Below are 25,942 nucleotides of genomic sequence, written 5' to 3'. Positions count from 1 at the left end.
GGCGACGCGCTATTCCTCCCGGCACTAAAAGTACCGGGTATCCCGCGCAAAATCAGATGAATTTGATACTGCTAGACCCGAGCGAGGTCGATGGTCACCACGCTCGTATTACCGATGCGCGCCGCCTGACCCATCTGCATGAAGTACACCGCGCTAACGAAGGCGATCGCTTAACCGTGGGTATTCAAGGCGGCGCTATGGGTAAGGCCACGCTAACGGAGCTCAACAAAACGCAGGCTCTGTTTGCGCTGGAAGATATCAACGAACCGCCGCCGCCTGCCCTGCCCGTTCATCTTGTCCTGGCGCTGCCGCGCCCGCGTATGCTGGCACGCACGCTTGAGCACGTCACGGCGTTAGGAGTCAAAGAGATTACCCTGCTGCACACCAAGCGGGTTGAAAAGAGTTACTGGCAGTCGCCAGAACTGCGGCCAGAAAAAATTCATCAGCATTTGATACTTGGGCTAGAACAAGCGCGGGATACTCAACTGCCTAACGTGACGCTCTGCAAAGGGTTTCGTCCTTTTATGGAAGAGCAGCTACCGGCACTTCTAACAGAACGAAGAGGATTGGTTGCCCACCCAGGCATGGAGAATGCCTGCCCGCGCGGTATTGATGAGCCAACGCTATTACTGGTAGGGCCCGAAGGCGGTTTTATCCCGTGGGAAGTGGAGCAGCTACTGACGGCAGGCTGCGAGGGAATGCACCTAGGCCCTCGTATCCTGCGGGTAGAAACAGCCGTCACCGCGCTGCTGTCACGGCTGTTCTAGGTTGGATGGAAGTTACGACTGCTCGTCTTCCGGGTCGTGGGGAACGTAAGTGGCATTCTCCCCACACTCGGGTTCTTGCAGGAAGGTATTGCGCACATCCAACAAGCCGAGGTGACTGATAGTACGACGCCCCAACAGCAGTGGGTAAATCATCTCTTCTCGGTCACGCAGGCTAAACTGCTCCTCGTAGATGGTATCCCCCATGCACACGTCCATCAGCACCACCGGGCGCTCGTCACGACCCCCAGCGCCGCGCACGGTTTGCTCGCGATAGAGTGGACGCTCGATTTGGTCGCTAAAGGTGTCACCGCTCTCTTGATCTTCCAGCTTCAAACGAAAGCGCACCCACTCTTCGCCATCTTTTTCAAACATCTCGATATCACGGGCATCCAGAGAAGAGGTCAACGCCCCGCTGTCCAGCTTGGCTTTGACGGCAATCCCCCATGGCTCGATGTAAGCATTTTCCACCCAGCCGAAGACCTTATCCTCAGCCTGTGCGGTAGCACTGACCAACAGGGAACCAGCCAATACGCTCGCCCCCAACACCCCTAGAAATGTTTTTCCCATTGCGACTCATCCTTGGTGAGAAGTTTGCCTAGCTATCAAAGAGATTCAAACAGCGATGAAAGCGCCCTGAGCTAGCGCAACCGCTCTAACAGCGACTGAGTAGCAAAGCCATCCGGCACTAGGCCTTGGTCGCGCTGGAAGGCACGCAGCCCCGCCTGAGTATTCGGCCCCATAATGCCGTCGGCAGTGCCTACCGCGTAACCGGCGTTGTTCAAACGCTGCTGGAGCGTTCTGACATCATCACGGGTTAAAGGTGCCTCATCGCGTGGCCATGCTTGCGAAATGCCCTCTCGCCCAGCAATGGCGTCGGCTAGCGTGGCAACCGCCAGCGCATAGCTAGTGGCATTGTTGTAACGCAAGATAGCGCGGAAATTGGGACCTACGATAAACGCGGGGCCATTCGCCCCGGCCGGTACAATCACCGCTGCATTATCGAAGGAAGGCAGGTCACCGTTCACCGCACGCACGCCTTGCGCGGCCCACTCAGCGCTGCTCTTGCGGCCGGTTTGGGCGTAATCAAAGGAGGTAGGCAGCACAACTTCGGTACCCCACGGCTGCCCGGCCTGCCAGCCCGCCCGCGCCAGATAGTTCGCGGTAGAGGCCATCACATCGGGTATGCTACCCCAAATATCGCGGCGACCATCGCCATCGCCATCCACCGCGTAGGCCTCAAAGCTGCTGGGAATAAACTGGGTATGCCCCATCGCTCCCGCCCAAGAGCCTTTCATCTGCTCTGCGGCAATGTCGCCCTGGTCAATAATACGTAGTGCTGCTAGCAGCTCCCCACGAGCAAAGTCTCGCCGACGGCCATCATAGGCCAGCGTGGCGAGGGACTCTAGCGTCGAGAAATCACCAAAGTTGCTGCCGTAATTACTCTCAACGCCCCAGATGGCCACGATGATTTCTGCTGGTACGCCATAGCGCTGCTGCATCTGCTGGGCTGTTTCACGGTGTTGCGCGTACTTCTCCTGACCATTGGTAATACGCGCGGTAGACACGGCACTATCCAAATACTGCCAAATGGCACGCACGAACTCAGGCTGGTAGCGGTCTAATTCAATCACCCGCTCGCGGTAGCGCAGGCCATCAAAGGCGGAGGCTAGCGTCGCTTCGCTAATCCCTTGGTTGGCGGCATAGCGACGAAACTCGCTTAACCACTGATTGAAGTTGGCATAGCGCACCTCTTCAGCGGCTCCTGCATCTACCTCGGTCATTAGTTGCGGGCTGGCGTGTGTGGCAGGGCTGTGGAGAGCAAGCGTCGTAGCGGCAACGAATAACAACGGGAATACAGCGGCTCGGCGAGTATTCAACGAATTGTTATGTTTCAGCGACACGGCGGGTAATGACACGGGTATTAACGGCATAGCATTCTTCTCTCAGCAATCCTTGGCGTGAGCTGGATGATGGCTCAGAAATGAGGGAGATACCACCCCTAGGCCGCTAAACCGAAGGGCAGAGAACAGGGGCTGGCAGCCAGTATGCCACGTAAAGCCCTTTGGGGTCGTAATGGCCCGCTTGCTTTAATACGTTGAAATATCTAGCTTGGCGTGGGTCGCGGAGTCGCTGCCACGCCACGCCGCAATACATGGACAAAACATCTTATACAGTACAATTATTGTACATAAATTGACATAACAGTTTTTCAGAATAGCGTCTCTATTTCGGGTTTTTTAGGCATAAAAAAAGCCACAACGAGGTGGCTTAAAGAAGTCGTTGGTAGTGCTCATCGCGCTAATCTGGGTCGGTGTTACGCGGGTGTCGCTTGGCGTTTTCCTGGGTTTCCATGCCGCTTTTAAGCTCATGGGTAAGCGGGTCGTAGTTAGGACGCAATTCATCTTTCACCGTGCCGCTCCACAGCCTTGAGCCCACGAAGTATCCGGCCCTCCCAATCACGTGGGCGGCAATCGGCGCAGTGATTAAGATAAACACAATAATGGCAAACGAGCGTGCCACTACGCCCACTTCAGCAAAATGCATGGCCGATGCCAGCATGATTAAAATCACCCCGAGTGCCGCCGCCTTGGTGGTGGCGTGCATACGCGTCAGCAAGTCAGGCAAGCGAAGTAAACCAACGGCGGCTAACAGCATAAAACTAGACCCTGTTAGCAGCATGGCCCCTTTAATTACATCAATCATCCCGCGGCCCTCCACGTTCTAAAAAGCGCGCAAAGCCAATGGCGGCTAAAAAGCCCATCAGCGCAATCACGATCGCGGCGTCCAAGAAGCTCGAGACGCCCGATTGAATCGCATACACACCGACCAATCCCACGACCGTCGTCGAGAACAGTTCTAGGGCCACTACGCGATCTGGCAGACTAGGTCCGCGCACCACGCGAACGAAGGTCAGCACGAGCGCCAAGCCCATGATCACCTGACTAATTAAAATCACGGTTTCCATTAACGAAATAACTCCAGTGCCCTGTGTTCCATCTCTTTCAAATTGCGTCGAAGCTCCTCTTCGTCGTCCAGGAACATCGCATGGATATACAACACTTTACGGTCATCGGACACGTCTAGGCTCAGGGTACCCGGTGTGAGCGAAATCAAATTCGCCACCAGGGTGATCTCCATTTCGGTGCGTGCCGACAGCGGTAAGGCAATGACCCCCGGCTGCATGTGCCAAGGCGGCGTCAGGATATCGAATGCCACGCGTAAGTTGGCCTGAACCAACTCTTTGATGAAAAAACCGAGAAAGCCGATGAAGCGCGGCACACGAGCAGGATAGCCTTTCAACCCATCGACTTGAGGCTCAATCAGCAGCAACGCGATATAGCCAAAAATCATCCCCACCAACAAATTCAACCCGGAGAAGTCGCCGCTCAGCAGCACCCAGGCCAAACCAAGCAAGAGGTTCCAAATGGCGCCGGTCATGGTGTTTCCTCCAAGCGGTCATCGACACGTTCGGCCTGTATCTCAATGGGATCCAGTAGCGCTGCTTCCGCACTTGCGGAGGCACCGAGTACCGCTTCGATATAGCCTGAGGGCGTCATCAATTGATCGCCTATTTGGTTCATCACCAGCATGATGGGTTCGGCAAACACGCCAATAAGCAGGGACATCATGGCCAGCACCACGACAGGCAGATACATCATCCATAGGCTGGGCTTCAGTAACCGGCCATCATCGCCTGTCGGTGTCGGTGTTTCGGGCACCTGGTTTTCTTCAGGTAGCGCCTTCCAGAACACTTCGTTCCAGATCTTCACCATGGAGTAGAGCGTCATCAAACCCACGGCCAGGGCGATGCCGGTCGCCACGTAAGCCTTTGCCTCAAAGCCTGCGCGCACCAGCACGAATTTGGCAAAGAAACCCGACAGCGGCGGAATGCCCGCCAGAGAGAAGGCGCTAATAAAGAACGCCACGGCCAGCCAAGGGCGTTCACGATATAGCCCGCCCATCTTTTTAAGCTGGTAAGTGCCCTGTAGGCGGTGGGTAATCCCGCTAATTAAGAACAGGTTCGTCTTCACAATGATGTTGTGCATGATGGCAAACACACCGCCTGCAATCGCCAGTGGTGTATAGAGCGCCAGCCCCAGGATCATATAGCCAATCTGGCTGACGATATGAAACGAGAGGATACGCCGGAATTCATACTGGGCGGCCGCCCCCAGCACGCCGGTCACCATAGTGAGAACGGCCCCCCACAGCATGATGTCCTGTAGGTAGCCCATGGTCTGATCGAAGATTAGCGTAAATACCCGGAACAGTGAGTAAACGCCCACTTTGGTTAACAGGCCTGCAAACAGTGCGGATACCGCCACCGGAGGCGTGTGATAAGAAGCAGGTAGCCAGAAAAACAGCGGAAACGCAGCGGCTTTGATACCAAAGGCCACCATAAACATCACCGCCAGCACTTCGACCATGCCGCTGTGCTCGGCTTCATCCATGCGCAGCGCGATATCGGCCATATTGAGTGAGCCCACAGTGCCGTAAAGCAGGCCTACCGCAGTGAGAAAAATGACCGATGCCAGCAGATTGAGCGTCACATACTTGATGGCGCCCTCCATCTGCGCGCGCTCGCCTCCCAGCGTCAGGAGCGCAAACGAAGCCACCAGCATGACTTCAAACCAGACATAGAGGTTGAAGATATCGCCCGTTAAAAAAGCACCCGCCACACCCGCCAACAGCAGATGCATAAGGGGGTAGTAGCCAAATTTTTCGTGGCCGCGGCCAGTCGTCGCCAGGGAGTAAATCCCCATGGCCAAGCCGATGATTCCGGTGAGCAGAATCATCACAGCGCTGAGCATGTCAGCGACGAGCGTTATCCCAAACGGTGCTGGCCAACTGCCCATTTGAATGGTGATGTAGCCATCTTCTAAGACCGCAACGAACAGCCACAGGCTGACGACAAATAGTACGACGTTGCCAGCCACGGCAATAAAGCGCTGCATGGGCCTCGAGCGCCAAAACATCAGCGAAATGGCCCCGGAAAGCAGCGGCAGCAAAACGGGAAGTGCGACTTCAGGCCTCACGTGTCGGTATCCTTCATCTTGTCTAAATCATCTGCCTTAACGATTTCGTAGGCCCGGCGGATCAATACCACCGCAAACGCCAATACCCCAAAGGCAATCACGATAGCGGTAAGCACCACCGCTTGAGGCAGTGGGTCAGCGACATCGCCCAAAGGCTGCATCATCCCTTCAGGAATCAGCGGCGGTGCGCCACGAGTCATACCGGCGGTAGTAAAAATCAGCAGGTTGGCGGCATTAGAGAGTAGCATCAAGCCAATCACGAGTTTGACGATAGAGCGGCGTAGCATCATAAAAATAGCGGTGGCGTATAACAGGCCAATCGCCAGTGCCATTAACGGTTCCATGGACGGCCTCCTGCAAACAGCGGGTTGGGTAACTTATGGCTCATCCTTATCCACCTCCATTAATGCCATGACCATGCCCATCACCGACCCCAACACCGCCAGATACACTCCGATATCAAAAATCAGCGGCGTAGACGCTTTAAAGTCGATCACCGGAATCGTCCACCACTGAGCAGTCAGAAAAGGCTGCCCCATGAACCAAGCGGGCACTACCGAGATCATCCCAAAAAAGAGTCCTGCGCCGATCAAGTCTCGCGGGTCGACCATGCGCAGCACCTCTTTGGTGGCACTGACCCCGAAGGCAAACAGGTAAAGAGTGAACGCCCCAGCTGCTACCAATCCGGCAATAAAGCCGCCGCCCGGTTCGTCATGGCCACGCAGCAGCAGAAAAACCGAGAACATCAGTTGCAGTGGCATCAGGAACCGCGCTGCCGTATTCAGAATAATCGTGCCTGATTTAACCATCGTAGGGCTCCTTCACGCTGGCTTTGTCGCTATCCGTCGCTTTGCCTTCTGTCTCCCCATGACGCAGCTTTAGCATCGCAATCACACCAATCGCGGCTAACGCTAAAACAAACATCTCGCCGAGCGTATCGAGGGCACGATAATCCACCAAAATGACGTTGACGATATTGCGACCATAGGCAAGCGGCGCGCTGTTTTCCACCATATAGGTAGAGATCGATTCAAACTGGTCGATACTCCAAGCGGTTATGATCAGCAAGAAGATTAACACCCCCATGGTGGCCGCAACGGCCCCATCACGGATGCGCTCAAGGTTGGTGGAGAGGTTCGAAAAACGCGGCAGCCTAAAGAGCACAAGCACCAGCAGAATCACCGTCATGGTTTCTACCAGCAGTTGGGTAATCCCCAAATCTGGCGCGCTAAACAGAATAAAGATCAGCGCGATGGAGAAGCCCATAATGCCCACCGATACCACGGCGCCTAAGCGGGAGCGTGAAATTGTGGCAAACAGCGCCCCCATTGCCATGGTGCCCACCACAATGACTTCATGGAAACGCACGTCTAGGGAGAGCGCCAGCTGCGGAGAGTGGCGCAGCAGTATTGAGTTGCCAATCAGCGCGATCAGCACTACCAGCATGACCAGGATGTAATTGCGCATATAGCCGTTTTGCAGCAGGCGTGTCTGCCATTCAGAGAAGCGCACGACGCCATTCATCAAGCCTTCGTACCCCGCCTCGGGGCCATGACGCATCACTGGTGCCAACCTGGCTAACTGGGCGCGTACGCTGTCCCACCGCTTGAACAGCAAAAAGCCGAAGATCAAGCTCACCACCGACATAATCAGCGCCACGTTGACGCCGTACCACAGCGACAGCGAGACCGGCAGCGTCTCCCCCGCCACCGCCGTTGCTGCCGAGGTCAAGAGCGCATCGGCCCCTAGCACAGCAGGGGCCAAGCCAAGCGCGAGCGACCCGAATGCCAATAGGCCTGGGCCTATCAGCATACTCAACGGCGCCTCATGGGGTGTTTGGGGTGTTTCATGGCGTGCGCCGTAGAATGGCCGTAGCGCAATAATCGCCGCCACCGCAATGGTCAAGATGGCTGCCAGGAAAGCAAACAGCACCAGCAACAGTTGAATGCGCTCGGCGCCTAACGCTGCCTCCAGCATGAGTTCCTTACCGATAAAGCCAAACAGCGGCGGCACACCTGCCAAGGAGAGCGCCGCCACAAAAGCGATTACCGCCGTGACAGGCATAACGCTTCGTAATCCGCCCATGGCGGTGACGTCTTTCGTGCCGGTTTCATGGTCAAGGATGCCCGCCACCATAAACAGCGCCCCTTTATACATGGAGTGGGCGAGCAGAAAGGTGACAAAAGCAGTCATGGCGTATTCGGAGCCAATCCCCAGCAGCATAGTGAGCGTTCCCAGCGCCATAATGGTGGAGTAGGCCAGCAGCTTTTTGATATTGGTATGGTGAATGGCTAAGAAGGCACCCGTCAGCATGGTGGTCGCCCCCACCACTGAGAGTATTGTCACCCACATGGCCGTGCCACCCAGCTCAGGCTGAAGGCGTGCCAACAGGTAAATCCCCGCTTTCACCATGGTAGCGGAGTGCAGGTAGGCCGACACTGGGGTCGGCGCCGCCATAGCGTTAGGTAACCAGAAGTGGAATGGGAACTGCGCCGACTTGGTAAAGGCTCCTAGCAATAAGCAGATCAGCATAGGGGCATAAAGCGCATGCTGGCGCAGGTCATCGTCTGACTGCAAAATCTCACTCAGAGACCAGCTGCCGCTGGCGATACCCAATAGCACCAAACCTGCCATTAACGCCAAGCCACCAGCAACCGTCACAAAAAGCCCCTGACGAGCGGATTTGCGTGCTTCAATATCAGTATGGTTAAAGCCAATCAGCAGGTACGAGGTGATGCTGGTCAGCTCCCAGAAAATAAACAGCGTCAGCAGGCCGTCCGCTAACACAAGCCCCAGCATAGAGGCCATAAAGGCGACGAGGGCGAGGTGAAAACGGGCAATATCTTGGTGGCCTTTTAAATAGCCACCCGCATACACCAGGACACAGGTGCCAATCACCGTAATCAGCAAGCCAAACAGCAGAGAAAGGCCATCCAGTAAAAAGCTAAGGCTAATGCCTAGCGAAGGCACCCACGACCACTCAAGTAACTGAGGCCCGTCACTCAACACCAGGGGCGCTTGACTAAAAAACCAACCAGCCAGAAACGCCGGAAACAGCGCAAGCAGCAGGCTTGTTCGCTCCCCAAACCAACGGTTGAGCAGCGGTGAAGACGCTGCCAACACGAAGCCCATTAACACGGCAAATTGCATCCGGCGCTTTCTCCCTAGTGACGTTCATTCATCCCAATAAGCCGCCTATACAGATGCACAAGCCGCTTAAACGTTGAATAAGTGTGATTTTATATGCACAAACCTTATACTAGCGTTTCTCACATTTCTAGAAAAGACGGCCCCAATAAAAAACCGCCTAACGTAATACGCTAGACGGTTTTTATAGCAAATACGCGACTTTACGGTGTCGACAACCAGCCAGAGAGCTCGTTATTGACCACTGCCAATAGTGCATCTATATGGTCATCGCGGTCATTCAAACAGGGGATATAGCTAAAGGTTTCGCCACCCGCTTCCATAAAGCTGTCGTGGATCTCCTCTTTGATCTCCTCAAGGGTTTCCACACAATCAGAAGAGAATGCTGGCGAAAGAATCGCAATATGCTTATGCCCCTGCTTGGCCAGCTCGGCAACGTGCTCCACTGTTTGCGGGCCAACCCACTTCTCGGGGCCAAACTGCGACTGAAAGGCGGTATCCACCTCCTCCTTGCTTAAGCCCAGCTTCTCACGCAGCAGCCGTGTGGTTTTCTGGCATTGGCAGTGGTAGGGGTCGCCTTCCATTAAATAACGCTCAGGCACCCCGTGATAGCTGGCAACTAACTTGGTCGGGCGGCTCTCAAACCCGTCATAAGCTTCCTGTACCGAATTCGCCAGCGCCTGGATATAGGCAGGATGCTCAAAATAAGCGGGCACGGTGCGAATATAGGGCTGCCACTTCATCTTCATCAGCGTGCGAAACGCCTGATCATTCGCCGTCGCGGTGGTGGGCGAGCCGTATTGCGGGTAAAGCGGGAAGAACACAATGCGCTCGCAGCCCTTCTCTTTCATACGCTTTAGCACGCTATCGGTGGAGGGGTTGCCGTAGCGCATGCAGAAATCAACTTCTACATCATCGCCATACAACGCCTTTAAGCGCTCGGTCATTTTTTCCGTTTGGGCACGCGTGATGGTTAGCAGCGGGCTTTCATTCTTCTCATTATTCCAAATACTTTTATACGCATGGCCAGATGAAAAAGGCCGCTTGGTGAGAATGATCAGCTGCAGCAGCGGCTGCCATTTCCAACCGGCGTAATCCACAACCCGTTTATCGGATAAGAACTCGCTGAGATAGCGGCGCATGGACCAGTAGTCGGTGGCATCGGGTGTTCCCAGGTTGGCCAGAACTACGCCCACCTTGGCGCGGGGAACCGCAGGGTGACTGCTGGGCGCATGAGTTAAACGCCCCTCACCGGGTTGATCCTTTACAACGCTATCGGCCATCTCGCTCACTCCTTAGGTGCAGTACATAATGGGCAAAATCTTAACACTTTTCGGCAAAGTCGCGGCATAATCAGGGAGATGGTTTATCGGCATGGACGCCAGCCGGGCGGGCCCTGTATGCGGTGTTGGGCTACCGGCGGCTGGTAAGACTTTCTTGCTTAGCGGGCCTGCGAAGCATGATGGATGCAGGCTACCGTTTTTTTGCCCGACGCCGTATCCGGCTGGGGCTGTGGTGGGAAAAGCGTTAGGTTAAACCGTTAGTTAACCAGTGATTAAAAAACTAGCGGCATACGCGAGGTCAGTGGCGAGCTGTAATGGGCGTCGTGACCAATCACTTCATCCTGCGGCACATGTTGCACCAGGTAAGCGCGATGGATGCCTGCACGTTTTAGCTCCAGATAAACGTCATCTAATGAACGGAACAGCATCGGCTTATTACGTTGCATCAGCATATGGCGTTCGCCTTCTACATCTTCTAGCTCTACTTGGTAGAAGCGGCTTCCCGAATGGGTAATCACCCGAATCTCAAAGTTGTCGTGACTCGCGACGAACTGTTTGAGCGCTTTCAGTTCCATGGTTCCCTCCTGTTATTGGTCATCGTCATGGAGCACAGCATGACGCGGCCCCATGACAATGATATTACCGTGGCACTAACTGCCTAAGAGGGCAATAACAGAAAAGAGTTCCTGACCAACTCGTCAACTTATGGTCGATTTACTGATACTCGGACGGATCAATCGCCTTACCCAGCGAGTTGCGGTCAATCCAATTACCGCCTTTGGTCTCTTTGTACCGAAACACTACTTTGTCGCCGACCGCGACGGGAAGTTCAGCATCTTCCGTTTGGTAGCTGTACTTCTCTCCCTCCACTACCAGAAAGTAGCGATAAAGGTCGGGCATGCCCAGCCACTCTTTAAAAGGCCCCTCGCGCTCTAGCGACTGGAGTTCACCGCGGCCTTCCAACTTAGGAAGACGTTTGCGGTTACCGCGCCTAAAACCACCTGCCATTTGTTACTCCTGTCTATCTATCTGCTCGAGGCGAACTGCTCATGAGGGTGCGCATTATACGTTCTCCCCCATGTCGCTCAAGTTAATCGCCAAACGCTTCGCCATAGCTATCGGGAGCCAGGTCCTCAAAGCGCGTGTATTTACCAATAAAGGCCATGTGCACCGTACCAATCGGCCCGTTACGCTGCTTACCGATGATCAGCTCCGCAATCCCCTGGTTGTCAGGGTTATCCGGGTTATACACCTCATCCCGATAAACGAAGGCAATGACGTCAGCATCCTGCTCAATCGCTCCCGATTCCCTCAAATCCGACATCACGGGGCGCTTGTTGGGGCGCTGCTCAAGGGAGCGGTTGAGCTGCGAAAGCGCCACAACCGGGCAGTTGAACTCCTTTGCCAAACCTTTCAAAGAGCGGGAGATCTCGGAGATCTCGCCGGTACGGTTTTCGGAGAAGCCGGGTATCTGCATTAGCTGCAGGTAGTCGATCATGATGAGCGCCATATTACCGTGCTCGCGTACCACGCGGCGCAGGCGTGAGCGCATTTCATTGGGCGAGAGCGCGGCGGTATCATCAATAAACAACTGTTTATCTTTCAGCAGGTTCACTGCCGAGGTGAGGCGCGGCCAGTCTTCATCCTCTAACTGCCCCGAACGTACCCGCGTTTGGTCAATGCGCCCCAGTGAAGAGAGCATACGCAGCATCAGCGATTCGGCGGGCATCTCCATGGAGAACACCATCACCGGCTTGTCGCTAGAGATGACCGCGTGCTCGACCAAGTTCATGGCGAAAGTCGTCTTGCCCATCGAGGGGCGCCCGGCGATGATCACCAAGTCCGAGGGCTGCAGGCCGGAGGTCATTTCATCCAGGTCACGGAAGCCGGTCGATAGCCCGGTCATCTCGCCTTTGAGGTTGAAGAGCTCATCGATACGGTCGACCGCTTTGGTAAGCAGGTCGCTCATACCAATGGGGCCACCGGTTTTGGGGCGCTCTTCGGCAATTTGAAACACTAGCCGCTCGGCTTCGTTTAACAGCTCATCGGCGGGCCGCCCTTGCGGAGAGAACGCCCCTTCAGCAATTTGATTGGCTGCCCGAATCAGCTTACGCAGCGTGGCGCGTTCGCGAACAATATCTGCATAGGCGCGAATGTTGCTGGCTGAGGGTGTATTGCGGGCCAGCTCTGCCAAAAACCCGAGCCCACCTACAGTATCTAACTGGTCACGGGCTTCCAGCGCTTCGGAAAGCGTGACTACGTCTAGCGGCTGCCCTGACTCCGCTAGATGAATCATGACATTGAACACCAACCGGTGCTCATAACGATAAAAATCGTCGGCTACCAAGCGCTCAGAGACGTTGTCCCACGCCTGATTGTCCAACATAAGCCCGCCTAACACCGACTGCTCCGCCTCTAGCGAGTGCGGCGGCAGCTTAAGCGCCGCCGTTTCTTGATCAGCAGAAGGCTGGTCCTGCATAGCGAGCTCCTTAAAATAACGCATTGCCAACGGCGCTTATCTTAGCCGGGCAGCTTCCTTCGTACCACTGGCATAGCGAATCAGTAGCAGCTTAAAAAGACAAAGGGCGCGGGATATCCCGCGCCCTTAGAGGCGTTAGCGTTGGCGAGCGAGATTACTCGGCGACAACGACCACGCGTACAACGGCGTCCACTTCTGCATGCAGGTGGAGGTCGATGTCGTATTCGCCAGTTTGACGAATCGGGCCCTGCGGCATACGGACTTCGCTCTTGGCAACTTCGATGCCAGCAGAGGAGATCGCGTCGGCCAGGTCACGCGGACCGATAGAACCAAACAGTTTACCTTCATCACCCGCTTTAGAAACCAACGACAGTTCGATGTCGTTAAGCTGCTCAGCACGTGCTTGGGCTTCTGCTTTACGCTCAGCGGCTTGAGCTTCAAGCTCTGCACGCTGCGCTTCGAACGCTTCAACGTTTTCTTTGGTAGCCGGTACGGCTAAACCGTAAGGCACCAAGTAGTTACGACCATAACCAGGCTTAACAGTGACCTTGTCACCCAGGCCGCCCAGCTTACCAATGTTGTCGAGCAGAATGACTTCCATCTCGTAAACCTCTTGTCAATTGCTGCGGGCAAGGCGTGCGCGAACGTTCGCGAATGTATCAATCAGCCCCAACAGCAGCACAATGAGAATCGTGGGCCAGGTCGTGATCAGCAGCACATAAAATGCCACCAGCCACAGCCCGTTCATCCCCTTAATTCCAATAAACCCATGCACTAACGCAATACCGGCTATCAGCAGCGGAATCCAACTCAGCATGGCCAGCGCCTGCGCTCCCAGCACCATACCTGCCACCCCAAGCACTACTAAAATAGCGAGTTCTTTAGGGGCCAGGCGCAGCGCATGGAATTCTTCACGAAAGCCACCTGGGTTATAAAGCCCAGCCTGCCAGCTGCGTGCTAGCGCCAAACATGCGATGGCCGCTAACAACACAACCAACCCCGTGACGCCGCCAATGACCATGGCGGCCAGAGTCGTCGTATCGATGCCTTGGTTGGCAAACTCCGTGAGCATGCGGTCGATCTCTTGCGAGCTCTCGCGCAGCTGCTCCAGCATGAGTTCGGTGCCACCCGGCGGGCTGAAGATGCCAAGCTGCACCATGACCGCGGCCGCTAAGGTGCCAACGATCAAGGCTTCACTCCAGCGCATCCTCTCGCGCAATATGACCGCCATGAGCGAAACGAGTAGTACGCTCGCCAGCGGAATCACATCACCCTGCGCCCACCAGAAACCGGCTGGTAATGCCGCAGCGATAATGACGGGAAGCGCGGGAGCAAAGCCCTTGCGCAGCGTCACTAACGCCGCAATGGCCGCACCTAACCAAAACAGCCAGGGCACTAACGCTGCTAGCGCTGCCCCGCCTGCGGCATAGGGCGTGCCACGCATCAGCCATCTTGCGAGTGCCAGCATCACGTCAAACGCTTACTGGTGGCTATCGGAGTAGGGCAGCAGTGCCAGGTAGCGTGAACGCTTGATAGCGGTCGCCAGCTGACGCTGATAGCGTGCTTTGGTGCCGGTGATGCGGCTCGGAACGATCTTGCCGGTTTCGGTGATGTAAGCCTTCAGCGTGTCGAGATCTTTATAGTCGATCTGCTTGACGCCTTCAGCGGTGAAGCGGCAAAACTTACGGCGACGGAAAAAACGTGCCATGGACTAGCTCCTTAAAACGTGCGGTGGATAAAATCAGGCAGTTTCTTCAGTTTCAGCGCGCGGTTTTTCTTCGCGACGCGGACGCTTCTCTTCTGCCGGCTTCATCATCGGGGAAGCTTCGGTGATCGCTTCTTTGCAGCGAACAACCAGGCTGCGGATGATGGCGTCGTTGAAACGGAAGATGTTCTCGATTTCTTCGAGAGTCTCGCCGGTGCACTCAACGTTCATCAGCACGTAGTGGGCTTTGTGGATCTTGTTGATCGGGTAAGCCAGGTGACGACGGCCCCAATCTTCCAGGCGATGCACAGTACCAGCGTTTTCGGTAACGATGCTGGTGTAGCGCTCGACCATAGCCGGCACTTGCTCGCTCTGATCCGGGTGGACCATAAACACGATTTCGTAATGACGCATGGAATCTCCTTGCGGTTTGGCAGCTTCCGGTGTGCGTTAGGGCAAATGCCTTAACCGCGACAGGGAAGCAAGGAGTTAACTGAAATGCCCCTTCTAGGCCGCGAACAGCCGAGACAGGACATCAAGCAGAACTGTTGATCGTATAAGTCACTTACCAATACGAACGCCCGCTTATGAATAAACGGGCGCAAGCATTCTAGTGGGCTGGCCGCTAACTTGCAAGCTGCCGCTGACGAACGGCTTCAAACAAACAAATACCGGTAGCCACCGAGACATTAAGACTCGACACCTGCCCTGCCATAGGCAGCTTGGCAAGATTATCGCAGGCTTCACGGGTCAAACGGCGCATGCCCTTCCCTTCTGCCCCCATCACCAACGCGGTGGGGCCAGTCATATCAATCTCAAACACGCTGGCTTCTGCTTCACCGGCGGTACCGGTAATCCAAACGCCCGCATCTTTGAGCTTGGCCAAGGTGCGCGATAGATTCGTGACCTGATAGACCGGCACGACTTCCGCAGCACCGCAGGCGACTTTTCTGACCGTGGCATTCAAAGGTGCGGCTTTGTCTTTTGCGACAATCACGCCATGAGCCCCCGCAGCATCGGCACTACGCAGGCAGGCACCGAAGTTATGCACATCGGTGACGCCATCCAGCACCAGCAGTAGCGGCGGGGTAGGCGCTTGCCAGGCGCGCAACCTCAGCCATAACGATTCTTCGCCTTCCGGCGTTAATGGCGCGCAAAACGCCACCACGCCTTGGTGCGCCGCACCCTGGGTGAGCTGATCAAGCACCTCGCGAGGCTGCTCTTTAATACGCGCACCGCTTACCTGGGCATTTGCTACCACATCTTTTAGGCGGTTGCCCGCCCCCTGCTGAACCCAAAGCTCGCGCGGGGCTTCACCGCGTTCGAGCAGGCTCTCTAACGCATGAACACCATACACTTGGTCCAAGCCATCCGGCGTGCGAATGGCGGCATTACGCGGGTTACGTCGAGATGACGACGACTTCATGCTCAACCCTTTTTCGCTGATGGTTTACGCGGGCCGTTCCGGGTACGGCGCGGGCCACGACGAGTCGGCTGTTTATCGGTTGCAGCAGCGGCTTTCGGGCCGCCGCTCTCACCACGGCGCTTGCGCGGTTGGCGGCGCGGGCGTGGCTTATCGTCGGCGAGGCCAAAGTCGATTTTACGGTCATCCATATCGACACGCGCTACCTGCACGGTCAAACCGTCGCCTAAGCGATACGTAGTACCCGTGCGCTCCCCTTTTAGGCGATGCTTCTCGGCTTCGTAATGATAGTAGTCCGACGGCAGCGAGGTGACATGCACTAGGCCTTCTACATAGAAGTCGTCCAGACGAACAAACAGACCGAACTGCGTTACAGAGGCAATCGTGCCTTCGAACGTCTCCCCAAGCTTATCGGACATGAACTCACACTTAAGCCAGCTCTCGACATCGCGAGTCGCTTCATCCGCGCGTCGCTCGGTCATCGAGCAGTGCTCGCCCAGTTCCAGCATCTGCTCGAAGGTATAGGGGCACCACTTGCTCGGCGGCTCTACCGGCGCTCCCTCTACCCGCACGACCGTATTGGTCTGGCGCGGCCCGCGAATGACCGAACGAATAGCGCGGTGAACCAAGAGATCGGGATAGCGGCGAATCGGTGACGTGAAGTGGGCATACGCTTGGTACGCCAAACCGAAGTGCCCTTCATTTTGCGGCGAATAGACCGCCTGATTCATCGAGCGCAGCATGACCGTCTGGATAATATCGGCGTCCGGTCGGTCAGCGATGGCTTCACGCAGCGCTTGATAGTCTTGCGGCGTGGGTTCGTCGCCCCCACCCAAGGAAAGCCCCAGCTCACTCAAGAACAGGCGCAGCTTGTCTAAGCGCTCGGGCGTGGGCCGCTCATGAATACGGTAAAGCGCAGGCAGGTCATGCTTATCCAAGAAGCGCGCCGTGGCTACGTTGGCGGCCAGCATGCACTCCTCGATGAGCTTGTGAGCGTCGTTGCGGGTACGCGGCACGATTTTTTCGATCTTGCGCTCATCGTTAAAGATGATCGCTGTTTCGGTAGTATCGAAATCGATCGCTCCGCGCTCTTCCCGAGCAGAGCGCAGCAGGCCATACAGCTCGTGCAGGTTTTTGAGCGGCTTGACTAATTCCGCATGCTCACGACGCAGCGCCTCACCCTCTTCGCTCTCGCCATCCAACATCGCCGCCACCTTGTTATAGGTCAGGCGAGCATGGGAGTTCATCACGGCTTCATAGAACGAGTAGCGGCTAATGGCGCCGGTTTTGGAGATATTCATCTCGCACACCATCACCAGGCGGTCGACATGCGGATTCAGCGAACAGAGACCATTGGAGAGCAGCTCCGGCAACATCGGGACGACTTGACCGGGGAAGTAAACCGAGTTCCCACGCGTACGCGCTTCATCATCCAGCGCAGTGCCGAGTCGAACATAGTGCGACACATCGGCAATCGCTACCAGCAGCTTCCAACTACCGGATTTGGTCTTCCAAGCGCAGACAGCATCGTCGAAGTCTTTGGCAGATTCGTCATCAATGGTGACAAGCGGAATGTCACGCAGATCGACGCGATGCTTTTTATCCTCCTCCAAGACCTCGGCAGAGATTTCGCTGGTTTGATCCAGTACCTCTGGCGGAAACTCGGCGGGGATGTCATAGCTGCGAATGGCAATGTCGATCTCCATGCCAGGATCCATGCGCTCACCCAGCACTTCGATGACTTCACCCACCGGCTGCACCCGCGTGGCGGGCTGCTGCACGATCTTGGCCGAAATGACCTGGCCGTCTTTGGCACCCCCACAGGCGGTATGTGGGATGATCACTTCTTGCGTAATACGCGGATTTTCAGGAATCAGCACGCCAAATTCCGGCGTGTTACTACGGTATACACCGACAATGGTTTGAGTATTGCGGGCAATCACATCGACAATGGTCGCTTCGTCACGACCGCGACGGTCACGACCACTAATGCGTACCAGCACGTGGTCCCCGTGAAATACACGCCGCATTTGACGAGGCGGCAGGACGAGATCTGGCTTTTTGCCATCATCTCTGAGTACGAAGCCAAAACCATCGCGATGCCCAAGCACCTTACCTTTAATCAGATCGAGCTTATCGATCAGCGCGTAAGCACCTCGTCGATCACGCAGCACTTGCCCGTCGCGCTCCATAGCGGCCAGGCGCCGACGCACGGCTTCTAGGTGCTCTTCATCTTCAATGCCCAGCATTCTACTCATGTTTTCATGAGTAATCGGTTTACCGTAGCTTTCTAAGGCAGCCAGTAGATATTCGCGGCTGGGCGCAGGATTATCGTACTTTTGCGCCTCGCGCTCGGCGTGCGGATCATCACTCAACGTCCAGTACTTCATGCGATCAACATCCTTGGTGGCGTTTGCGGGAGGCGGACAGTTAGCGCAGGCGTGGTGCACTGCGGGTGGGAGTTGTCTTCGACGGCGTTAGCGCCGTTGTCAGCTGCTAATAAGCTGAAGCATGTCATGTTTTGTTTGGTCATAGGCGCAGTATAGCGCTGCCCGCTCAATCACCCAACCACCTAACACCGCATTAATGCGATTTCAGTATTAAAAAAAGCACCTTGGGGCTTGCATTTAACCACGGCCTCGGTATCATACGCGCCACTTGCCCAGATGGCGGAATTGGTAGACGCGCTAGCTTCAGGTGCTAGTGACCGTATGGTCGTGGAGGTTCAAGTCCTCTTCTGGGCACCAAACCACTTCATGTTATCCCCTTTTCATGAAGTCGTAAGGTGCAGCGGCAAGCAAGAAGTAGATGTGAAAGCAGTTAGTTTGTATTCGCCCAGGTGGCGGAATTGGTAGACGCGCTAGCTTCAGGTGCTAGTGTCCGTATGGACGTGGAGGTTCAAGTCCTCTCCTGGGCACCATACGAATACAGACGCTACAACTGTTTTAGTTGTAAAATTTTAGTTGTAAAAAGAATGATGCGCCCAGGTGGCGGAATTGGTAGACGCGCTAGCTTCAGGTGCTAGTGTCCGTATGGACGTGGAGGTTCAAGTCCTCTCCTGGGCACCATTTTATGGTCCCGTCCGCATCACTCTTTATCTTCCTAATAGATATTCAATAAATACCTCGCTCAGAGTTATTCTTAATAGAGAACCATCTTTGTATGGCGCTTTTTTGCGTCTTATCTTCATGACTGCGATTGCACCCTACCGCCTTAACTTACTTGCCAAACATGTCAAGCGGGCGAAACATTAATGCGGCTTCGCCCGCCGTGATTGCTGGTTAATGCATCTCCGTGCTTATTGATAGCGCCCAGGGCGGCGAGCAATTTCTTCCAGCGCCCATCCTTGTGTCCGCAGCTCGCCTTCTAGCACGGCTTCCATGGTAGGGGTTAAGTCAGGAAAGAAGTTCAGTCCCGTTTGCGCTTCGATATCATCAATGGTGACGAGGTAGTCATCCAGCGGCTCATTGCCTCTGACGTCTTGGGGCATAATAAATGCCAGCGCTAAAGGCGCTTCGTCGTGAGGCGCAACGATAATTTTGTAGAACGCCTGAGGCACTTCCACAAAGCCGACGCGGTTAAACACGTTATCCATAAAGCGCTCAGGGTAGATCGGCCCGGTGATCACCTGTAAGCGCTCAAAACGCGGCGCGAAGTGGTCCATCACCGACTCTTCTAAACGCTGCCACAGTTGGCGATTTAAGTTGGGCCGCTGCGGAGTGATATTACTCATTAAGAAGGTGTCGATTTGCGCACTACGCCCATGCACGGCAGCAATAGCGTAGTTAGGCGCCAGATGCCCGCGGTCGTAGCCGCTCCCTGAGTAGCTATCAGTATCCACCGGCCATAGCGTGCGCCAGTCAGCCTGAAAGTTGGGCCGCCCGCCGATCCGGGTATTGTCCGGTACGGCCTTCACTTGATAGCTCACCCATAGCGCACCGACACGAACATCCGACCATCCCACTAAAAAGCCATCGTTGCGTAAAACGCGATGAAACGTGGTGGGGCGAAACTCCTCCCAAGTGGGCACGCCTTGCCAGGTATAGGCATCTTGATGTTGGCGCCCCTGGAATTCCCACAACCCGGTTCCCACTATTACAAACAGCACAGCGATGCCCAGGCGTCGCCCCTGACGACGCCAGTGCACAAGCGATTTCCCCAACGGAGTCACTCCCCTACAAGCTTTTTAGATAGACCAGTATGTTTTTTTAGTAGGTAGCTAACGTTACCAGCCGAGTGAAAACATGGTTTCCAAGTCGTGACGAGAGTGAACCTGCATGGCATTCAGCGTTTCGGTATCACTAATCCCTTCTACGGCATTTAGGCGCTCGGTCACCAGCTCCGCTAGGCTCTCAAAATCGCGGGTGCGAGCAATGGCGACTAGGTCGTAACGGCCGCAGGTGGAGTACACTTCGCTGATCCCTTCCACATCGGCTAGGCGTTCAGCCACTGCCTTTACTTGGCCTTTTTCGGTATTAATCAAGATCACTGCGTTTTGCATGGCGCCCTCACTAATCATGTCTTGTGGATATCACGCTACGGGGCGAGTATAGCAGCCTGCTAGGTACGGCCAAGCGCTGCCTGACAGCGTGGCTAATTGTCGCGCTATTTATAAGGTTATTCGCACTAATTTTGAGCATGCGCTAGCATGTACCGTAGACCTCCGATTTATAAGACTTGTCGGAGTATTAAGAGGTGGATCACCACCCGACAACCGTAGCAAAACGTCAGACCGTGACGATAAGGAGACACCATGGCTAATCAGAGCCGTCGTAAGTTCATGCGTAACAGTGTGCTGGGCCTCGCTGCCCTACCGTTTGGTGCTGGCATTCTGTCGAAGAGTGCTTTTGCTCAGGAACTGCCGCGTCTGGATCCGTCCTCTCCTACCGCTCAGGCGCTTAACTACGTCGAAGTGGCCAGCGATGCGAGTGACCATCCCGCTTATGAAGAGGGCGAACTCTGCTCTAACTGCATGTTCTTCAATGCAGACACCGAAGGTTGCCAGCTCTTCCCAGAAAACAGCGTTGCACCGGAAGGCTGGTGCCAATCGTGGACGGCCAAAGCGTAAGCAACCCCCAAGGTGTAAGCAAACCTTAGGCTACTGCGATATCCATGACCCCGCGCCCTGCGCGGGGTCACTGTTTTTAGCCAGCCCCTTTGCTCTCCTCCTCTACCGGCCAGTGATAACGGCGGGTGACTTTCCCATCTTCCATGGATACCAAGTGTACAGGGAAGCCCCATAGCTGCTGTAAATGGCGAATCACCGGATAGACACTTCTCCCCAGTGGCCGACGACTATCCTGAATGTGATGCAGCGTTAATGAGCGATCACCGCGAATGGCAGCTTCTACCACCTGAATATTCGGCTCACGCACCGACAGAGCATATTGGCTTGAAAGCGCTTCACGTATGCGTTTGTAGCCACGGTCATCGTGAATAGCAGCAACCTCAAGCATCTCTACCTGGTCGTCATCGACAATTAAAAACAGCTTTAAGTCGCGAATCACCTTAGGTGACAAGAACTGCTGTATGAAGGATTCATCCTTAAAGTTGCGCATCGCGAACTCAAGGGTTTCCCGCCAGGGGCTACCTGCAATATCGGGAAACCACTCGCGGTCTTCAGCCGTCGGCGCATCGCATATCCGTTTGATGTCCATGAAGATGGCAAAGCCCAGTGCGTAAGGGTTCAGCCCGCTGTAATAGGGGCTATCGAACCCCGGCTGATTGATGACCGCCGCGTGGGACTGTAAGAACTCCAGCATTAGTCCTTCATCGACCTTACCCTCATCGTAAAGCCGATTCATTAGCGTGTAGTGCCAGAAACACGCCCACCCTTCGTTCATGACCTGGGTTTGCCGCTGTGGGTAAAAGTACTGGGCCAACTTACGCACGATACGCACGATTTCACGCTGCCAAGGGGCCAGCAGCGGGGCATTCTTTTCGATGAAGTAGAGCAGGTTCTCCTGGGGCTCGGAGGGATAGCGCCCCCCCGTATGCAGCCCTAAGGGATCATCGTCGCTGTGCAGGCTTCCCGGGAGCGGCGCAACGCCAGCTGGCGGCTCGGGGATCGTTCGCCACAACATGTTGACCTGGGTTTGCAGGTACGCTTCACGCTCATCCTGACGTTTGGCCTCTTCCTCGGCCGAGATGGGTGATGGCCGCTTGTAGCGGTCTACTCCATAGTTTTGTAGCGCATGGCAGGCATCCAAGAGCTGCTCGACGGCGTGCACGCCGTGGCGCTCTTCGCACTGGGCGATGTATTTTCGGGCGAACACGAGGTAATCGACGATGGATTCCGCATCGGTCCACGTGCGGAATAGGTAGTTGCCCTTGAAGAAGGAGTTATGACCGTAGCAGGCATGAGCAATGACCAGCACCTGCATCATCAAGGTATTCTCCTCCATCAGGTACGCAATGCAGGGGTTGGAGTTGATGACCAGCTCATAGGCAAGCCCCATTTGTCCACGTTTGTAGGCCTGCTCCACAGAGAGAAACTGCTTACCGAATGACCAGTGGTGATATCCCACTGGCATGCCGACGCTGGCGTAGGCATCCATCATTTGCTCGGTGGTAATCACCTCAATTTGATTGGGATAGGTATCCAGCCGATACTCATCGGCGAGCCTGGCGAGCTCCTCATCAAAACGCTCCAGCACGCTGAAATTCCAGTCCGACCCAGTGGCGATGGGCTTGCGGTTTACACTCATGGCGCACTCCTCGACTCGCACTACCGCTCTTGGCTCATGCGGCGCTTGAATAGCTCACGAAAAACGGGGTAGATATCTCCCGCATCGACGATCTGGCGCATGGCAAACCGCTCGGGAAACTGTGCTGCTACGGTTTCGTACTCGTGCCACAACGACTGATGATCGTGCGGGGTAATCTCCACGTAGGCGTAATACTGCAGCTGGGGCATCAACTGCTTTACCAGCAGATCACGACAGATGTTGGAGTCGTCGTCCCAGTTGTCGCCATCGGATGCCTGGGCCACGTAGAGATTCCATTGCCCGGCGGGGTAGCGTTTTTCGATGATCTTGTTGACCAGGTTCAGCGCGCTGGAGACGATGGTGCCGCCGGTTTCTCGCGAGTAAAAGAACTCCTCTTCATTCACCTCTCTAGCAGCCGTATGGTGGCGCACGAACACTAGCTCGACTTTCTCGTAATGCTTTTCTAAAAAAAGATAGAGCAGTAAGAAAAAGCGTTTGGCGATGTCTTTATGGTTCTGCGTCATGGAGCCCGACACGTCCATGACACAAAACATCACCGCTTGGCTCGATGGTTGTGGCTGGGCGGCGAGCTGGTGATAGCGCAAATCGTAGGTATCGATGAAGGGAATGGCGTCGATACGTTTTTCCAGCCGTTCGATCTCGGCCTTGAGCTCCACGACGCGAGCAGGATTACGCAGTACCGGGTCTTTACGCTCCTCGGCCGCTAGCGCTTCTTGGGCTTCCTTCAAAGCACGCTTGATGGGTGCACGCATGGCGATGCGCCGTGCATAAGCCTCGCGCATCGATCGGGTAATACTGATGCGTGACGGCACCCCATCTCGCGCAAGCCCTGCCCGCACCATTTTGATCTCTTCCAGCGACTTTAGCGGCTTGCGTTGTAAATGGGGAAGCTCCAAGCCATCGAAGACGAACTCCAGAAACTCCTCGCGGCTAAGGGTAAACGCAAACTCGTCGTTCCCCTCTCCTTGGTTAGAAGCGCCGCCTTCCTCGGCACCGCCACCACCCCCTTGGCCGCTAGGTCGACGGATTTTGTCACCTTCCAAAAACTCCTTATTACCCGGCGCGACGATGTTGCGTGCCCCGCCCGGCCCGTGCTGAAACACGGGTTCGGAAATGTCCTTGGTGGGAATCGATATTTTCTCGCCGCGCTCCATGTCGGTGATGGAGCGGCGGTTGACCGCCTCCTCCACCGAGCGCTTGATGTGCTTGCGGTAACGCTCCAAAAAGCGCTGCCGATTGACCGCGCTTTTATGCTTAGCGTTAGGTCTGCGATCAATAAAGTAGGTCATTCGACCTCCTCAACACCTCGATCTTAAGCGCCGAATCGTGGCGCTCTTGTATGCGGGCCAAGCAGCCCGCTACTGAGACTTACGCACGCGCAAATACCACTCTGAAAGCAGCCGCACCTGTTTCTCGGTATAGCCACGGTCCACCATGCGCGCCACGAAATCCTCGTGCTTTTTCTGATCCGACTTCGACGCTTTGGCGTTGAAGGAAATCACCGGCAAAAGCTCTTCGGTGTTGGCAAACATCTTATGTTCGATGACGCCTTTCAGCTTCTCGTAAGACTGCCAGCTAGGGTTCATACCGTTATTTTGCGCCCGCGCCCGCAGTACGAAGTTCACCACTTCATGGCGGAAGTCTTTCGGGTTGGAAATGCCTGCTGGCTTCTCGATCTTCTCAAGCTCTTCATTCAGCGATTGGCGGTTGAGCAGCTCGCCTGTCTCGGGATCACGATACTCCTGATCTTGAATCCAGAAATCGGCGTAGGTGACATAGCGATCGAAGATGTTCTGACCGTACTCGCTGTAGGACTCGAGATAAGCGGTTTGAATCTCCTTGCCGATAAAGTCCACATAGCGCGGGGCCAGAAACTCTTTGATAAAGCCCAAGTAGCGCTCGAATACTTCGGACGGCAGCTGCTCGCGCTCCAGCGCCTGCTCCAGCACGTAAAGCAGATGAACCGGGTTAGCCGCGACCTCCGTACTGTCGAAGTTGAACACTTTCGACAGAATCTTGAAGGCAAAGCGGGTAGAGAGCCCTTGCATACCTTCATCGACCCCAGCCGCATCGCGGTACTCTTGAATCGACTTGGCGCGTGGGTCGGTGTCCTTCAGGTTCTCCCCGTCATACACCCGCATTTTGGAGTAGATACTGGAGTTCTCCGGCACCTTGAGCCGCGACAGCACTGAGAACTGCGCCAGCATGCGCAGCGTATCCGGCGCGCAGGGCGCGGCGCTGAGGGAGGAGTCTTCCAACAGCTTTTGATAGATCTTGATCTCTTCCGACACCCGCAGGCAGTAGGGTACTTTGACGATATAGACACGATCCAGAAACGCCTCGTTATTGCGGTTGTTACGAAACGCCTGCCATTCGGACTCGTTGGAGTGGGCCAGAATCACGCCATCGAAAGGAATCGCGCCCATGCCCTCGGTAGGGTTGTAGTTGCCCTCTTGGGTAGCGGTCAGCAGCGGGTGGAGCACCTTGATGGGAGCCTTGAACATCTCCACAAACTCCATCAGCCCCTGGTTGGCACGGCACAGCCCGCCGGAGAAGCTGTAGGCATCCGGATCGTCTTGGGAGTAAAGCTCCAGCTGACGAATATCGACTTTGCCGACCAGTGATGAGATATCCTGATTGTTCTCATCCCCCGGCTCAGTTTTGGAGATGGCAATTTGATTCAGCCGCGATGGGTAGAGGCGCACCACCCGGAACTGGGAAATATCACCACCGTACTCTTTTAAGCGTTTAGCCGCCCAGGGCGACATCACGCTGCGCAGGTAGCGCCCGGGAATGCCGTACTCCTGCTCCAGCAGCTCACCATCCTCTTCCGGTGAGAACAGTCCAAGCGGCGATTCATAGACCGGCGATCCTTTGATGGCATAGAAGGGAATGCGCTCCATCAATAGCTTCAGGCGCTCGGCTAGTGACGATTTACCGCCACCGACCGGCCCCAGTAGATAAAGAATCTGCTTGCGCTCTTCCAAGCCTTGGGCCGCGTGGCGGAAGTACGCCACAATCTGCTCAATGGCTTCTTCCATCCCATGAAACTCGGCGAAAGCGGGATAGCGGCGGATCACCTTATTCGAGAAAATACGTGATAGACGCGGGTCTTTCGCCGTGTCGATCACTTCAGGCTCGCCTATCGCTTCCAGCATGCGCTCTGCGGCGCTGGCATACACCTTAGGGTCGCGGCGACAAAGCGCCAAGTACTCCTCAAGGCTCATGTCCTCTTGCTGAACGCGGGCAAATCGGTCTTGAACGTGATCAAAGATGCTCATGGAACTCTCCTGTGGCCCATCCCCCAGCGCGACCGCCAAGCCAATACCCCAGGCGGCGTGCTATTTGAGGTGTCGCTCTATCAGCGTAGTCAG

General features: G+C 55.4%; 26 protein-coding genes, 3 tRNA genes and 1 pseudogene. 6 read left to right on the top strand and 24 right to left on the bottom strand.

All coding sequences use genetic code 11. The features are described 5' to 3' along the window. The first annotated feature begins 56 nt into the window (after window positions 1-56). Window positions 57-767, top strand: a complete 711-nt coding sequence (locus tag BMY49_RS08730) for a 16S rRNA (uracil(1498)-N(3))-methyltransferase (protein WP_074210313.1) — start codon at window positions 57-59, stop codon at window positions 765-767. 12 nt (window positions 768-779) lie between these two features. On the opposite strand, the gene rloA3 is transcribed toward BMY49_RS08730, so the two are convergent. The 10 genes from rloA3 to hemH all read right to left on the bottom strand — a co-directional run bounded on the left by rloA3 (window position 780) and on the right by hemH (window position 10,233). Continuing rightward, window positions 780-1,334, bottom strand: a complete 555-nt coding sequence (rloA3, locus tag BMY49_RS08725; protein ID WP_054645041.1) for a retropepsin-like aspartic peptidase RloA3 — start codon at window positions 1,332-1,334, stop codon at window positions 780-782. A gap of 71 nt (window positions 1,335-1,405) precedes the next feature. Further along, on the bottom strand, window positions 1,406-2,668 hold the full coding sequence (locus BMY49_RS08720) for a lytic murein transglycosylase (RefSeq protein WP_089675400.1): 1,263 nt from the start codon (window positions 2,666-2,668) through the stop codon (window positions 1,406-1,408). Window positions 2,669-3,065: 397 nt separating this feature from the next. Next, a complete protein-coding gene (gene mnhG / locus BMY49_RS08715) occupies window positions 3,066-3,470 on the bottom strand; it encodes a monovalent cation/H(+) antiporter subunit G (RefSeq protein WP_044628503.1) in 405 nt (134 codons plus the stop codon). Beyond that, a complete protein-coding gene (locus BMY49_RS08710; RefSeq protein WP_044628502.1) occupies window positions 3,463-3,732 on the bottom strand; it encodes a monovalent cation/H+ antiporter complex subunit F in 270 nt (89 codons plus the stop codon). The genes mnhG and BMY49_RS08710 overlap by 8 nt, the downstream gene beginning before the upstream one ends. Next, window positions 3,732-4,205: a Na+/H+ antiporter subunit E gene (locus BMY49_RS08705; RefSeq protein ID WP_044628501.1), complete on the bottom strand. Its 474-nt coding sequence runs from the start codon at window positions 4,203-4,205 to the stop codon at window positions 3,732-3,734. Before BMY49_RS08705 ends, BMY49_RS08710 begins: the two co-directional genes overlap by 1 nt. Then, window positions 4,202-5,803 carry a Na+/H+ antiporter subunit D gene (locus BMY49_RS08700; RefSeq protein ID WP_062372776.1) on the bottom strand — a complete coding sequence of 534 codons (1,602 nt, stop codon included), beginning with the start codon at window positions 5,801-5,803 and terminating at the stop codon, window positions 4,202-4,204. Before BMY49_RS08700 ends, BMY49_RS08705 begins: the two co-directional genes overlap by 4 nt. Then, entirely contained in the window at window positions 5,800-6,147 is a 348-nt protein-coding gene (locus BMY49_RS08695; protein ID WP_044628499.1) for a Na+/H+ antiporter subunit C, read from the bottom strand. Before BMY49_RS08695 ends, BMY49_RS08700 begins: the two co-directional genes overlap by 4 nt. 33 nt (window positions 6,148-6,180) lie before the next feature. Then, a complete protein-coding gene (locus tag BMY49_RS08690) occupies window positions 6,181-6,612 on the bottom strand; it encodes a Na+/H+ antiporter subunit B (protein WP_044628498.1) in 432 nt (143 codons plus the stop codon). Then, a complete protein-coding gene (locus BMY49_RS08685) occupies window positions 6,605-8,953 on the bottom strand; it encodes a putative monovalent cation/H+ antiporter subunit A (RefSeq protein ID WP_074210311.1) in 2,349 nt (782 codons plus the stop codon). The genes BMY49_RS08690 and BMY49_RS08685 overlap by 8 nt, the downstream gene beginning before the upstream one ends. A gap of 200 nt (window positions 8,954-9,153) precedes the next feature. Next, window positions 9,154-10,233, bottom strand: coding sequence for a ferrochelatase (hemH, locus tag BMY49_RS08680; RefSeq protein WP_044628496.1), 1,080 nt, complete (start codon window positions 10,231-10,233; stop codon window positions 9,154-9,156). 73 nt (window positions 10,234-10,306) lie between these two features. Between hemH and BMY49_RS17815 the strand changes: the two are divergent. Next, a pseudogene (locus tag BMY49_RS17815) lies at window positions 10,307-10,481 on the top strand (thiol-disulfide oxidoreductase DCC family protein); the annotation flags it as partial. Between the two features lie 24 nt (window positions 10,482-10,505). On the opposite strand, the gene BMY49_RS08670 reads toward BMY49_RS17815, so the two are convergent. From BMY49_RS08670 to rnr, 9 genes are all read right to left on the bottom strand, one after another. After that, on the bottom strand, window positions 10,506-10,808 hold the full coding sequence (locus BMY49_RS08670; RefSeq protein WP_044628495.1) for a DUF6482 family protein: 303 nt from the start codon (window positions 10,806-10,808) through the stop codon (window positions 10,506-10,508). Between the two features lie 139 nt (window positions 10,809-10,947). Then, complete coding sequence (locus BMY49_RS08665) at window positions 10,948-11,241, bottom strand: hypothetical protein (protein ID WP_044628494.1); 294 nt, start codon at window positions 11,239-11,241, stop codon at window positions 10,948-10,950. 82 nt (window positions 11,242-11,323) lie between these two features. Then, window positions 11,324-12,712 (bottom strand): replicative DNA helicase, encoded by a 1,389-nt coding sequence (dnaB, locus tag BMY49_RS08660; protein WP_044628493.1) that lies wholly within the window; start codon window positions 12,710-12,712, stop codon window positions 11,324-11,326. Window positions 12,713-12,866: 154 nt separating this feature from the next. Then, complete coding sequence (gene rplI / locus BMY49_RS08655) at window positions 12,867-13,313, bottom strand: 50S ribosomal protein L9 (protein ID WP_044628492.1); 447 nt, start codon at window positions 13,311-13,313, stop codon at window positions 12,867-12,869. A 15-nt stretch (window positions 13,314-13,328) separates the two neighbouring features. Beyond that, window positions 13,329-14,180, bottom strand: a complete 852-nt coding sequence (locus BMY49_RS08650) for a hypothetical protein (RefSeq protein ID WP_044628491.1) — start codon at window positions 14,178-14,180, stop codon at window positions 13,329-13,331. Window positions 14,181-14,192: 12 nt separating this feature from the next. Continuing rightward, on the bottom strand, window positions 14,193-14,420 hold the full coding sequence (gene rpsR, locus BMY49_RS08645) for a 30S ribosomal protein S18 (RefSeq protein WP_009097135.1): 228 nt from the start codon (window positions 14,418-14,420) through the stop codon (window positions 14,193-14,195). 33 nt (window positions 14,421-14,453) lie between these two features. After that, a complete protein-coding gene (gene rpsF, locus BMY49_RS08640; RefSeq protein ID WP_062372773.1) occupies window positions 14,454-14,831 on the bottom strand; it encodes a 30S ribosomal protein S6 in 378 nt (125 codons plus the stop codon). Window positions 14,832-15,042: 211 nt separating this feature from the next. Continuing rightward, window positions 15,043-15,843 carry a 23S rRNA (guanosine(2251)-2'-O)-methyltransferase RlmB gene (rlmB, locus tag BMY49_RS08635; RefSeq protein ID WP_062372769.1) on the bottom strand — a complete coding sequence of 267 codons (801 nt, stop codon included), beginning with the start codon at window positions 15,841-15,843 and terminating at the stop codon, window positions 15,043-15,045. 2 nt (window positions 15,844-15,845) lie between these two features. After that, the gene (gene rnr, locus BMY49_RS08630; protein WP_089675395.1) at window positions 15,846-18,230 is read right to left on the bottom strand and encodes a ribonuclease R; all 2,385 of its coding nucleotides are present in this window, start codon (window positions 18,228-18,230) and stop codon (window positions 15,846-15,848) included. Window positions 18,231-18,500: 270 nt separating this feature from the next. Here rnr and BMY49_RS08625 point away from each other — a divergent pair. From BMY49_RS08625 to BMY49_RS08615, 3 genes are all read left to right on the top strand, one after another. Next, window positions 18,501-18,587: transfer RNA gene (locus BMY49_RS08625), tRNA-Leu, on the top strand. An 86-nt stretch (window positions 18,588-18,673) separates the two neighbouring features. Beyond that, window positions 18,674-18,760, top strand: a tRNA-Leu gene (locus tag BMY49_RS08620). Between the two features lie 61 nt (window positions 18,761-18,821). Then, window positions 18,822-18,908: transfer RNA gene (locus BMY49_RS08615), tRNA-Leu, on the top strand. 230 nt (window positions 18,909-19,138) lie between these two features. Here the strand turns inward: BMY49_RS08615 and BMY49_RS08610 are convergent. Next, on the bottom strand, window positions 19,139-19,987 hold the full coding sequence (locus BMY49_RS08610) for a DNA/RNA non-specific endonuclease (RefSeq protein WP_062372763.1): 849 nt from the start codon (window positions 19,985-19,987) through the stop codon (window positions 19,139-19,141). 78 nt (window positions 19,988-20,065) lie between these two features. Further along, window positions 20,066-20,341: an Lrp/AsnC family transcriptional regulator gene (locus BMY49_RS08605; protein WP_044628486.1), complete on the bottom strand. Its 276-nt coding sequence runs from the start codon at window positions 20,339-20,341 to the stop codon at window positions 20,066-20,068. A gap of 252 nt (window positions 20,342-20,593) precedes the next feature. On the opposite strand from BMY49_RS08605, the gene BMY49_RS08600 reads away from it, so the two are divergent. After that, the gene (locus BMY49_RS08600) at window positions 20,594-20,908 is read left to right on the top strand and encodes a high-potential iron-sulfur protein (protein WP_044628485.1); all 315 of its coding nucleotides are present in this window, start codon (window positions 20,594-20,596) and stop codon (window positions 20,906-20,908) included. A gap of 76 nt (window positions 20,909-20,984) precedes the next feature. On the opposite strand, the gene BMY49_RS08595 is transcribed toward BMY49_RS08600, so the two are convergent. The 3 genes from BMY49_RS08595 to BMY49_RS08585 all read right to left on the bottom strand — a co-directional run bounded on the left by BMY49_RS08595 (window position 20,985) and on the right by BMY49_RS08585 (window position 25,849). Beyond that, the gene (locus BMY49_RS08595) at window positions 20,985-22,547 is read right to left on the bottom strand and encodes a SpoVR family protein (protein ID WP_089675394.1); all 1,563 of its coding nucleotides are present in this window, start codon (window positions 22,545-22,547) and stop codon (window positions 20,985-20,987) included. A 20-nt stretch (window positions 22,548-22,567) separates the two neighbouring features. Then, complete coding sequence (locus BMY49_RS08590; RefSeq protein ID WP_054641071.1) at window positions 22,568-23,857, bottom strand: YeaH/YhbH family protein; 1,290 nt, start codon at window positions 23,855-23,857, stop codon at window positions 22,568-22,570. Window positions 23,858-23,926: 69 nt separating this feature from the next. Beyond that, window positions 23,927-25,849 (bottom strand): PrkA family serine protein kinase, encoded by a 1,923-nt coding sequence (locus tag BMY49_RS08585; protein WP_044628482.1) that lies wholly within the window; start codon window positions 25,847-25,849, stop codon window positions 23,927-23,929. Between the last annotated feature and the right edge of the window lie 93 nt (window positions 25,850-25,942).

This window comes from Vreelandella aquamarina (genome assembly GCF_900110265.1).
Classification (GTDB): Bacteria; Pseudomonadota; Gammaproteobacteria; order Pseudomonadales; family Halomonadaceae; genus Vreelandella; species Vreelandella aquamarina.
This window is presented reverse-complemented; position numbering and strand designations above follow the sequence as displayed.